8 protein-coding genes and 1 tRNA gene are annotated in these 12,024 nt (G+C 43.6%); 5 read left to right on the forward strand and 4 right to left on the reverse strand.

What is annotated here, in order from left to right:
• The first annotated feature begins 3 nt into the window (after positions 1 to 3).
• The 3 genes from FRZ06_17850 to FRZ06_17860 are packed head-to-tail and all read left to right on the forward strand — an operon-like array spanning position 4 to position 3,934.
• Entirely contained in the window at positions 4 to 921 is a 918-nt protein-coding gene (locus FRZ06_17850) for a DUF4422 domain-containing protein (protein QOX65075.1), read from the forward strand.
• A 12-nt stretch (positions 922 to 933) separates the two neighbouring features.
• The gene (glf, locus tag FRZ06_17855; GenBank protein QOX65076.1) at positions 934 to 2,037 is read left to right on the forward strand and encodes a UDP-galactopyranose mutase; all 1,104 of its coding nucleotides are present in this window, start codon (positions 934 to 936) and stop codon (positions 2,035 to 2,037) included.
• Between the two features lie 4 nt (positions 2,038 to 2,041).
• Entirely contained in the window at positions 2,042 to 3,934 is a 1,893-nt protein-coding gene (locus FRZ06_17860; GenBank protein ID QOX65077.1) for a glycosyltransferase family 2 protein, read from the forward strand.
• On the opposite strand, the gene FRZ06_17865 is transcribed toward FRZ06_17860, so the two are convergent.
• The 3 genes from FRZ06_17865 to FRZ06_17875 form a co-directional block, all read right to left on the reverse strand.
• Positions 3,891 to 6,413, reverse strand: coding sequence for an O-antigen ligase family protein (locus FRZ06_17865; protein QOX65078.1), 2,523 nt, complete (start codon positions 6,411 to 6,413; stop codon positions 3,891 to 3,893). The two genes, FRZ06_17860 and FRZ06_17865, sit on opposite strands and share 44 nt — an antisense overlap.
• Positions 6,410 to 7,225 (reverse strand): glycosyltransferase family 4 protein, encoded by an 816-nt coding sequence (locus FRZ06_17870; GenBank protein QOX66005.1) that lies wholly within the window; start codon positions 7,223 to 7,225, stop codon positions 6,410 to 6,412. The genes FRZ06_17865 and FRZ06_17870 overlap by 4 nt, the downstream gene beginning before the upstream one ends.
• Positions 7,226 to 7,604: 379 nt before the next feature.
• Positions 7,605 to 9,002, reverse strand: coding sequence for an undecaprenyl-phosphate glucose phosphotransferase (locus FRZ06_17875; protein QOX65079.1), 1,398 nt, complete (start codon positions 9,000 to 9,002; stop codon positions 7,605 to 7,607).
• A gap of 145 nt (positions 9,003 to 9,147) precedes the next feature.
• On the opposite strand from FRZ06_17875, the gene FRZ06_17880 reads away from it, so the two are divergent.
• Complete coding sequence (locus FRZ06_17880) at positions 9,148 to 10,182, forward strand: hypothetical protein (protein ID QOX65080.1); 1,035 nt, start codon at positions 9,148 to 9,150, stop codon at positions 10,180 to 10,182.
• Between the two features lie 116 nt (positions 10,183 to 10,298).
• On the opposite strand, the gene FRZ06_17885 is transcribed toward FRZ06_17880, so the two are convergent.
• Complete coding sequence (locus FRZ06_17885) at positions 10,299 to 11,546, reverse strand: TolC family protein (protein ID QOX65081.1); 1,248 nt, start codon at positions 11,544 to 11,546, stop codon at positions 10,299 to 10,301.
• 299 nt (positions 11,547 to 11,845) lie between these two features.
• Here FRZ06_17885 and FRZ06_17890 point away from each other — a divergent pair.
• Positions 11,846 to 11,922, forward strand: a tRNA-Val gene (locus FRZ06_17890).
• Positions 11,923 to 12,024 lie beyond the last annotated feature (102 nt).

Below are 12,024 nucleotides of genomic sequence, written 5' to 3' on the forward strand. Positions count from 1 at the left end.
ACAATGATGTTTGATGCATCTAAAGCTATACAAGTTTGCAAGGAGCTAAAGCATTTTATGAACAGCAAAATTAAAATTTACATATCCTGCCATAAAGACTGCTACGTAACGAACCACCCACTTCTATTTCCTATTCACGTGGGTGCTGCTTTGGATTCTGCACCAATTCCTGGGATGCTCAGAGATGACTACGGTGATAATCTATCGAAATGTAACCGCAGTTACTGTGAACTGACTGCACAGTATTGGGCATGGAAAAATGATTACGCCGATTTCTATGGTTTTTTCCATTATAGGCGTTATTTTTCATTTTCAAAAAAGAGTCCCCGACCATATATCATTCGGAAGCAGCCTGACGATGTGACTTTGACGGAACTGGGATTTGCTGAAAATCAGATGAGGAAGCTGATTGAATCCGCTGATGTGATCGCGCCACTTGCAGAAAACATGTATATCAATGTGAAAGAGCAGTACCGAACCACGGAGCACCATGATCTGAGAGATCTGGAACTGATCAAGGAGATTATTGCAAAACAATATCCAGAATATTTGGCCGCGGCTGACAAGTATCTCAGTGGCAATCTTTTTTACTTCTGCAATATGTTTATCATGAGAAAAGAGATATTTAATCAGTACTGTAGTTGGCTGTTCTCGATCTTGGAAGAGTTTGATCAGCATACTGACTTTTCAAAATATACGGGTAAGGCTGCTCGTGTTGATGGTTATCTTGGTGAAAGGCTGTTTGGAATCTATTTTACATGGCTCAAGCAAAATCCCAGCATCAAGTATATAGAACTTGCCCGCGTTCACTTTGAAGCATTTCCCGGTGAAACCGACAATTTCAAACAGATGAGAAGGATCAATCTCATTCTTCCTCCGGGGACACGGCGCAGAAGCATGGTGAAGAGATTTTTCAGATGATAGGAGCGGTTTATTATGTATGATTATTTAATCGTTGGAGCAGGGTTGTTTGGATCAATATTTGCTCATGAAGCAACCGCCAGAGGGAAGACATGTCTTGTTATTGATAAGCGCAGCCACGTCGGGGGAAATATTTATACCGAGGAAGTTGAGGGAATACAGGTTCACAAATACGGGGCCCATATTTTTCATACTTCTGATCAGGAAATCTGGGACTATATTAACCGCTTTGCATCCTTTAACCACTATGTGAATGCTCCTGTTGCGATCTATGGAGATGAGCTTTACAATCTTCCGTTTAACATGAATACCTTTAGCAAAATGTGGGGCATTAGAACTCCCTGGGAAGCTCAAAAAATTATAAGGGAGCAGGTAGCGGAGCTTCACATTGGGATTCCTCAGAATCTGGAAGAGCAGGCGCTTTCGCTGGTTGGAACTGATATCTATGAAAAGCTAATCAAAGGCTATACTGAAAAACAATGGGGAAGACCATGCCGGGATTTACCAGCATTTATCATTAAGCGACTGCCCATGCGTTTTACCTTTGATAATAATTATTTTAATGACCGATACCAGGGGATTCCCATCGGAGGATATACAAAAATAATAGATAAGCTGTTGCAGGGTTCAGAGGTGAAACTGAATACCAATTATTTTGATAATGCTTCTGCATATCGAGATATTGCAGCCAAGACCGTATTTACGGGAATGATTGACAAATTTTATCAATATCAGTTGGGAATTCTGGAATACCGATCGCTGCGATTTGAGACAGAGCTGATGGCTTGTGATAATTATCAAGGGAATGCAGTAGTGAATTATACTTCTCGGGAGGTTCCTTATACAAGAGTGATCGAACATAAGCATTTTGAATTCGGTTGTCAGCCGGTTTCAGTAATAACAAGGGAGTACCCTTCAGAATGGAAGCGTGGTGACGAGCCTTACTACCCGATCAACGATGATAAGAATAACAGTCTTTGTAACCAGTACAAGAAAATGGCAGAGAGTGAGAAGAACATTGTTTTTGGCGGTAGGCTGGGGGCGTATCAATACTACGATATGGATAAAGTGATCAGAGCTGCACTGGAGACTGTCAAAATGGAATTTGGAGCGTAAGTTTATGTTAAAGCTATTTGATATATTGCTGCCCAAAAAAGAAATCTGTATGGAAGAATCCCTATACTTCAGAGTATCAGATTCAGGCTCTCTTGCTGAGTGTTTTTGCTGTTTAGAAGATCATCAGATTTCTCTTAATAATGGAGCTCAGGTTACGTTTGATACATACTTTAATCTCTTCTCTTTTTCCAAATATTTAAAATACACAGTAGTTGACAATATTGGAGTCCGGTTGACTTTAAAGGGACGATTCCTTATCCGTCTTGTTGGTGTATATAAGGGCAAAGACACTGCCAGCAGGGTGCTGGTGGAAAAAGAGCTGGATACCCAGACTCCAGAATGTATTGATTTATGTTACGACTTCAAAGACGAACAGGAAGAAGGTTTTTACTATATTGAACTGACTGCCCATTCTGATGAAGCCGTTTTTTACGAGGGATACTATTACAGCAATCCAGACGAGTCGGATTTAAATCAGGTCTCGATTGCAGCTGCGATCTGTACCTATAAACGGGAGGATTACGTATATCGAAATCTTCAGACCGTTAAAAATTATATTGACAGGAATGAGGACTCCCCCTACAAGAATAACATCTCTTTTTTGATTATAGACAACGGACATACGCTGGATCAAAGTAAAATTGAAAGCGAGCATGTTAAGGTTTATCGAAATAAAAACTACGGAGGAAGCGGAGGCTTTACCCGTGGAATCATTGAGGCTTACCGTGAGCGGCAACGCTATACCCATGTGCTGTTAATGGATGATGATATTTTATTTGAGCCCGAGATTCTGATCAAAACAGTAACGTTTCTGATAACTGCGAAAAAGCACTTTCGTGATCTCTGCATTGGGGGAAGCATGCTAAGGTTGGATTGCCCTTATCTACAGCATGAAGCGGGCGGCATATGGATTGGCAATGAAGTTGACAGCGTAAAACCTGATCTGGATTTATCCAATCAAGAAGGATTACTGTTGAATGAACTTGAGGAACCGATTGATTTCAATGGCTGGTGGTATAGCTGTTTTCCGTTGTCCCTTGTGGAAGAAAAAAAGCTACCGTTGCCTCTCTTTATCAAAATGGATGATATTGAATATGGCTTAAGGCTGGGTGCTCCGATTGTTACACTAAATGGTATCGGTATGTGGCACGATCACTTTGATAATAAGTTCAGTCCACACTTGGTATATTATCTGCAAAGAAACAAGCTAATTGTAAATGTTTTACGATTTTCAAAATATGGGGCAATCTCAAGCATCATAAACTTTCTCTACACTGTAATCAAACAGATTATCACGCAGCGCTACTCCATGGCAAGCTATGTGTTTCAAGCTCACTTGGACTTCTTGAAAGGTGTAGATTTTATAGTAAATCTGGATGAAGAACAACTTAACCGTCGCTTGATGAATCAGTCCATCAAACAATTGGCGGATGAGCAGCTGCTGGCTGATGAAAATGTTTTTTTCGAACAGGAAGAATACGATCGAAGTGTGAATAAAAAACTACCATGGTATGAAAGACTACTCGAGGTGATTACCTTAAATGGGTATCTACTGCCAAGAATGTTTTATAGCAAAGGAAGCTTGCCATACACGATCGTACCAATGGCAGGGTGTTCGGAAGTTCATTTTTATAAAGCAGATAAAGTGCTCCATTACAACCTGGCGGAAAGAAAGGGCTTCGTGACAAAGCTTGATAAACGAAAGCTATGGACAATCGGAGCGAAAGCGATCCCTGTAGTAATACAGCTGCTTTTAAAATACAAAAAAGCAGCTGCGTCTTACCAAACACGAGTGGATGAAATAACTAGTTTTGAATTCTGGTGCAAACATTTGGAGATCGATCCGATTGAATCTACAGCCCCACCACAAACGCCTGATTCTCCTCGCTCAACGTAATCTCAAGAGGCGACGTTTCCAAATACGCTTTCAGCTGGTCATAGGCCGCTGAGGCGTATTTTTTTATGAGAGCCAATTCCGGAGTAGCATTGGCCTTTGTGGCAAGCTCCATATGCTCCCTGTAAAAATCAAAGGTCTCATTCCAGGCATCCTTGTCATAACGAAGCAGAGACTGACGATGGTTTACAATCTGGTAGGTCTTCTCAAGCTGATTGGTTTTCAAGTAATAGCTTACAGCGTAGGACAGGCTGCTGAAAGAATTATGATCCACCAGGTCTTGCGCGTACTGCTCGGCAGTTGCCTTGTAGGTCTCAGGCATCTCCGGTGTATAGGTAATGATATAAGAGCTCTTGTAGCTATTGTCATTGGTGAAATCCAAAATAGTCCCGGTTTTCAGGGCATTCATGAATTTTTCCGTAGAACCGCCTGCACCAGCACCCTTTACCGTATTTTGACCTGCAAACTGCCCGATAAAAATGAGCAGCGGAATCAGAAATAGCGCGAGCGCAGAGCGCAGGACAACGGATGGAACCACATCGGTTGCTGTAGCATATACTGCCTTTTTTCTTGGCTTTTCAGCACCTTTTGCGGCAGGCTTGCCTTTTCCGACAGAGGCGGCAGCTCCGCCTGCTGCAGACTCAACCACAGGTGACGTTTTTTCAACCTTTTGCCCGTAATGGATCGAGATTAGTCCCAAGATCAGATAGGCAACCATGTTATAAACACCGGAAAAGAATGTGACTTCGACAGCAGAGTGGATGATCATCATCACCAGCATCGCAGATAGGCTGCTGTATAACGCTCTATTTTCTGCTGAGCGGGCCTTTCTGATCAATGCGGCTGCGCTGAAAAACATAATTGCGGCAAAGGCGAGAAGCCCCAGAACGCCAGTATCATCCAGCGTCTGAATATAGTGATTGTGGGGGGTTTTCGTCTCATAATAATAATCCTGAACCTCCAGAACCTTCGATTCAAAGGCACCGGGACCATGGCCGATGATGGGACTCATGGCAGCAATCTTGAGCCCGTCCTCAAAGAAGACAAACCGTTGCGCAGCGTTCTGATTGACCAGAATGCCTTGCAGACGGTTGGCCATAAAAGAAGGCAGGAGCAAATAGTCTGGCTTCACGTTCTTTATGATGCTGCCTTTCTCATCTGTGACAGCGATTCGATCAACAACAGTTCCGTTTGGCGCGGAAATCTCGATAAATGTAATATTGGAGTCCATGGGAACCGTGAATGAGGTTGTATTTTCCGGCACTCCCTCATAAAGTACCGTAGAGGTATGGGTTGAAGCCTGACCGTAATTCTGGCTTTCAATCAGCAAAGTTGTCTTACCTTCCTCCTTTGACAATGAAAGTGCAAGTTCGTAATCGCCCGGCTCCAGGGAGACTGCACGTCTCAAAGAGCCGCTGCCTGGCTGGAATGTGAAGGAATCGGAGAGCGACACTGCAGCTCCTGCACCGGCTGAAAAGAGCAGAACCAGGATCACCAGCAGGACTACGATCCTTCGCTTACCCCAGGAAGCAGTTTTCGCTGTAAAGGCATCCATATAGCGAAGCAGAAAGAACAGCACAAATCCAAAGATCAGTAAAGAAAGGAGCGGAAGCAGTGCGATCGCTCCGCTTTTGCCCATACCGGAAAAACCAGCAAAAACGCTTAAAAACGAGGCTGCAATGGTAGTGAGAATGACATAGACCACCCTCGAGCGTTCCTCTTTGCCGGCAGAGGCAATAAAGATGACGACGGAGAAAAGCATTCCCATCATAGCGCCAAGACTGAAACAGTACAAGAAGGATACCGCATTGACGATGAGCAGCCCAGTACTGAGGTGCTTTTGTCGTTTGCTTTGCGCCGACAAAAATAGGTATGCCGCGGAGAGGATTCCCAGCGCAGTCAGACTTGCAAATACATTTGGGTTTGTTAGGATGGAGGTCATTCTCGTACCTGCTTCAAAGCCGCCCAATGTTAAAGAATCGTTCTTCAATAGCGCCGACAAAACGTTGCGCAGTACGCCAGACAGCCATCCCCAGGAGGCGGAATCGATGCTGAAGATACCGGAAAGGGCAGTGGAACATGCCAGTAGAGAAAGGAGTGTCCTAGTATTGGAGGTTTCTCTGTTTACAAGCATCACTGTCAGAAAGAATACGATGATACCTCCTAGATAGTAGGAGTAGACACCCAGAGCAAACTGCCCTGTGGTAGCGTAAAACAGAGAAACTGTATAGATCAAAAAATACACAGAAATACTGATCACCATCGGGTTGACTGCAGTCTTTGGAAGCTCTCTGAACTTACCTGTGACCATGGCAAAGAGGAGGAGCAGCAGCATGGAAAAGGTTGCAAGCTTGCTGACCGAATCACCGGTGACACCGTCTAACAGCATATAAAGTGTGATGATAATTGAGATCAAAATCAGTGTAATCTTAGAATATGAATCTATAGTTATAAATGACGCTTTCTTTGTATTTGGATTCATTCTTTCATTCCTCCCCAAGTTGAGATATGTTTATGATAAATCTGCATAATTGAAGGCAGTACGTTGTCAATGGAATACATCTTCATGCTGGAAGACCCATTCACTTTACAGTCTTCCAAAAGCGGTGAATTATATAGCTCCAGTATCCCGGAGGCCAGCTGCACTGCATTTTCCCGTTCAAATAAAAGTCCGTTCTTTTGATGCGCAATCAATTCCCGGTGGCCCTTAATATCCGAGGCAATGACGGGCAGCCCGCATCCAATAGCCTCCATCACGTGAAATGGAAGCCCTTCAATTCTGCTGGTTGATACCGCGGCCTGGCAGCAGGAGTATAGAGCCTGCATATCAGTTACGTAACCAAGGAAATTGACATGTTCGGAGATCCCGAGGTCTTTTGCAAGGGCTTTCATTTCCTCCAGTAGTGCACCGTCTCCCGCCAATACCAGTATGAGTCGGGCGCATCTGCTTGAAACAACCGCTTGGATGCCGTTCGAATTCTGTAAGCCTTGTAGCTCCTGCAACTGCTGTGACTTTTGCAGGAGCTGCGATTCCTGCACCTGCAATTCCTGCAGGGCCTTGGCAAAACCTTGCAGAAGGAGTCTGTGGTTTTTCCGCTTAGAGAATTCTGCAGCATACACCAGAGTAAAATCTCCGTCCTTGAGGCCAAAGGCCTTTCGCTGTTCTTCTGATGGCGGCATTGGATGAAACAGGGCTAGATCAATGCCCATTCCATTCGTACAGTAAATATGCTCCCTGTTCCTGCATAAACGGTACTTCTGCGCGATGGCTAGGTCTTCCCGATTCATTACCATCAAAACGTCAGTCACAGCAGCACACAAGATCTCAGGAATCAGGTAAACCCATTTTTTCAGGTATTGATCATCCCGGAACAGGTAGCCGTGCATGGTATGAAAGACCAATACGCTTTGCCGGTTCTTTTTATTGATTAGCACTGCCAGTCTGGCTACGATACCGGCCAGGGTGGTATGGGTGCTGATCACCGTGAAACCTTCCTCCTGAATGAAGCGGCTGGTGGACCAGATGGACCGGAGATTCTTTAAGCTAAGAAACCGCTTGCTGACGGGCAGAGCCTTGGCGATAACCTCCCAGCCTTCCTGCTCAAACGCCTTGATGTATGGCTGATGAAAATGCTTTAAATGAGATTCAGTGGAGGCGGTAATAAAGATCTTTTTATTCACTTTGGTTCACCACCCCTTTGAATATGGTCATGATCAATATTTTGAGATCAAATAAAAAGCTCCAGTTTTCAATATAGAAAATATCATGCTCAATCCGTTTCTTGATGGAAGTATCTCCCCGAAGACCATTGACCTGCGCCCAGCCCGTAATACCGGGGCGCACCTGATGCTTGACCATATAGAGAGGAATTTGTTCCTTGAAATTATACACATGGTAGGGAATTTCAGGCCGAGGACCAACCAGGCTCATGGTTCCTTCCAGAACATTAAAAAGCTGGGGCAGCTCGTCGATGCTGTATTTACGGATAAAGGTGCCGAATTTTGTTTTTCTCGGATCATTTCTTGTACTCCAGGCAGTTTTGTCGGAGCCGTCAGAAGCCATCTTCATCGACCGGAACTTATACATCATGAAATTTTTCTTATTCAGCCCCACCCGCTCCTGCTTGTACAAGATAGGTCCGGGGGAAGAGAGCTTGACCCCAAGCGCAGCAGCCAGTAAAATCGGTGACAGCAGGATGATAAGAACCAGAGCGGAGAAAACATCAAATAAGCGTTTCGCCCAATTGTTCAGCAGATTATCCAGCGGAATCCTTCGGATATTGATTACAGGCAAGCCCTCAACCTCATCAATATAGGGCCGGGCTGGAAGATACTTTGTATAAAAGGGAATGACACTGACCTTGGTGCCGGATTTTTCACAAATTTCGATGATGTCCGGCAAAGCATCGTACTGATCATATTCCAAAGCGACCACAGCCTCATCCACACCTTCTTTTGCAATGACTTCTTCCAGATCGGAAAAAGTCCCTTTGTGAGGAATTCCGTAAGGAAACGGCGGGACATCGCAGGCACTCATCTTATTGCTGAGGAAACCAACCACGAAATAGCCGAGGTTTTTATTCGACATGATTTTCTTACTGAAATCCATAGATAAGTTGCTGCAGCCGATAATCAGAAGACGCTTGATGTTATAACCTTTTCTTCGAAACGCTCGCAGCGTTTTACGAAGCGCGATGCGGCTGATCAGCATGCATATCGTATTAAAAAATCCAAATAGCAGAATGACCATTCTGGAGATGTTGACTTCCTTTATGAGAAAGGACAATAGAAAGATGAAGATGATTCCCGCAAAATTTGCTTTGATGATCCTTCCGATTTCCAGCAAAAGCCGCTTGGAACGGTAGGATTCATAAAGCTGATAATAGTTGAAGATCAACAGATAGATTGGTATGGCTACGACACAGAGCTGCAGATAAAACTCCAGCCTGATATGCCCTCCTTCATACCGGTAGAAACGCAGAAAGTAAGCACAACCCATTGATGTCAAAAAAATAAAAGCATCCGCCAGGATTTGAACCGTATTAAAGATTCTCTGATTTTCCCTTATCATGACAAACTCCGATCTGCTAATATTTTACCAATAATACCATTATAGTGGGAAAAACCGCGAAAATCAACCCAACTCTCTTGACCTTCCTTTGATTGTAGTTTATAGTAAAACTGTAATTGGGAAGTGAATCAAAGGGGGATAAAACATGAAGCGAGTCGCAGCATATTTAATAACAGCATTATTAATTGCAAGCATATTTCCTGCCGACATCTATGCGGATTCTTCTGCTTCGGGCCAGAATCAGATTGCGGTATTTCTGAAGCCGGATATCTCGGTGAAATACTATGGGGAAAAGAAATTATTCAAGGATGCAAACGGACGCTATGCTTGTCCCATTGTGTATCAGGGGCGCACGTATCTGCCGCTTCGCGGAATTTCGGGACTGATGAAAGAACCGATCGCATGGGACAAAAGCAGCAAGACGGTCTTCATCGGAAAATCCATGGCAAATCCGGATAAAACAACGGCCAAGGTCTATACGGATGCAGTAGAAACTGTGGATGAAACGTATAATAACATCATTAGTAACAGTGCTACTGAAATGGAAACCGCTTATTTAAATCAGGATGTCATCGTTATGTACGATTTTGTAATCAAGACATATCAAAGCGAAAAAGGAGAAACCGTTACACCGATCTTATATAAAAATTCCACCTATCTTCCCATCAGAGCCATTGCGGCGATGATGAATGAACCGATCCTCTGGTTGGAAGAGAGTAAAACCATCAGCATTGGACGGTTTAGCCACGCTGATGGGGATGAAACCGCTGGACCGGATAAGCAAAGTAGAATCGTGAGAGATCTGAATGATATTTTTGACCGCACAGAGGCTCTCTTTTATGAAGCAACTTCAAAGATAACAAAAATAAGCACTGCAAAGACTTTGAAAGAGAAACAAGTCATTGCAGAATCCATCAGCAAAGATTATGAAGAAGTTTCCCATATTGCAGGGGAAGTAAGCGACTGGACAAAATTTAATTCTTCCGAAGAGGTATCTGCCTATCAGGAAGTCAAAGCCTTTGTGACAAAAACGGAATACTATCTGCTGCTGCTTGAGAACGTAGCATATCTGGCGGCATCTGACGAGGATTACTCTATCCTATCAAAGCTGTTCTTCGACCAGGCATTGGATGCGCAGAATGCAATGAATAACGCACGCAGTTTGCTGAGTGAATTCTAAATCTCGGTTGGATTTCGCGGAGCGTTTGAAGTCTGATAATAAAATCAAGTAATTTAAAAAGCAGATGATTGCGTAATACAAACATCTGCTTTTTCATTTTCATATTATTTAATTCATTAGATCCTAGCAGGTTCAATCCCGACACCGCTGGACAGATTGTAGGCATCCACCGCCAGATTATATTCCAGCAATGCTTTGGAATAGGCCAGCTGCGCTTTATAGTATTCTACCTGAGCTCCTTGCACATCCGCTAGAGTACTCAGACCGGAATCATACTGCAGCTGTGCTAGGCGTTCCGATTCCTTCGCGTTTTCTACGGTTTTTTTGCCGGTCTGGACCGCCGAGTACTTCTGATTCATTTCCATATATTTCGTTCTGACATCGCGTTCAACATTCAAAGGTGCGTTTTTATAGCCTGTCTCATACTGCAGGCACTCCATCTGTGCTGCAATGTATTTTGATGAACTCCTTGGATATGCTGCATACTGCTCTAAATTTAGTTTTGCCAGCTCGAACAGATATTTAGCGCCTGAAATCTCATTCCGATTAGCAAGGGCTGATTTGATTGCACTTGCCAATGTCGTCGTGGAAAGGGGAACCTCTTTTATTTCATCGCTTAAAGTCACAGTTTGCATCAGATCATATCCCATAAACTGATTAAATCCCATCTTCAGAGCATTCAGTCCGTCGGAGGAGGCTAAGAGGTTGTCCTTCGCTTCGTTCACGGAGATTTCAGCCTTGAGCACATCGTTTTTGGATACGGTTCCCAGCTTGTATTTCAGCTGCGTATTAGAAAGTAGTTTCTCACTCAGTGCAAGATAATCGGCTGCAATCTTTTTCTGCGTTTCCATTTCCTTCAGTGTGTAGTATTTCTCAAAGGTATCTGTCTTTAATGCGTTGATCTCCGATTCATAGTTTTTTGATCCCTGAGTCGTAGCGTAATCTCTGCTTAGCTTTGCCATGTCCTTACTGACGCTGTCATAGACGATTCCAGATTTAACATCATCGGGAATACTCGGATTACTTAAAGCATCTCTTGCTTTGTTAATCTTCTGTACAGACTCCCCATAGCCTTTTGCAACGCCGTCGGCACTCTGTCTGTTCAGATCAGCCATCTTTGCCCCTGGGCTGTCTGCAAGCATCTTTTTATATGCATCCTCTAAGGAAAGCTTGACGGGAGTTCCTGTGAAATTCATGTCAGGAACAACAGTGACCGCGGAGGGGGTTGTCCCGTTTTCTGCGGAGCCAGTGTCTGCAGCAGCAATAGCGGTGGTGGGCTGATCAGCTGCTTCTTCTGCAAAGACTGCCGTAACGCCGCTTAGCATCAGTAATAAAACCAAGCTTGTACACAATATTTTTTTCATGTAGTCTCTAATCCTTTCTCTTCTTTTCAATAGATCATCAGGTGTTCTGACTCGTCGGTCAGTATAAATATTCTACTCTAATAGTAACGAATCGTCAATATACAGTTCTTCATCAAATGTTGAATTATCAGTGTTTCTATGTTACAAAAAGATTACATTTTATCGTTGGCTATTCTGTGCCGTTTGCATTATTTCATCTCATATAAATGATGCACTTTGTATTATTCAAAAAGAAGATCGCAGAAAAAATATTTTTTGATTGAAATTGTCCATGCCCTATAGTATAATCTACTCTATTGGGGCGGTTAGCTCAGTTGGCTAGAGCGCCTGCTCGACAAGCAGGAGGTCGTTGGTTCGAGCCCAATACTGCCCACCACTCCAGTTCGCTTGCTCTTTGTATCACAAGGGCAAGCGAATTTTTTTATTATATAAAGAATTATCAGCGGAGGACAAAACCGATTTTCTTTTTCCTGTTGCG

Source organism: Clostridiales bacterium (assembly GCA_015243575.1).
GTDB lineage: Bacteria > Bacillota > Clostridia > Peptostreptococcales > Anaerovoracaceae > Anoxybacterium > Anoxybacterium hadale.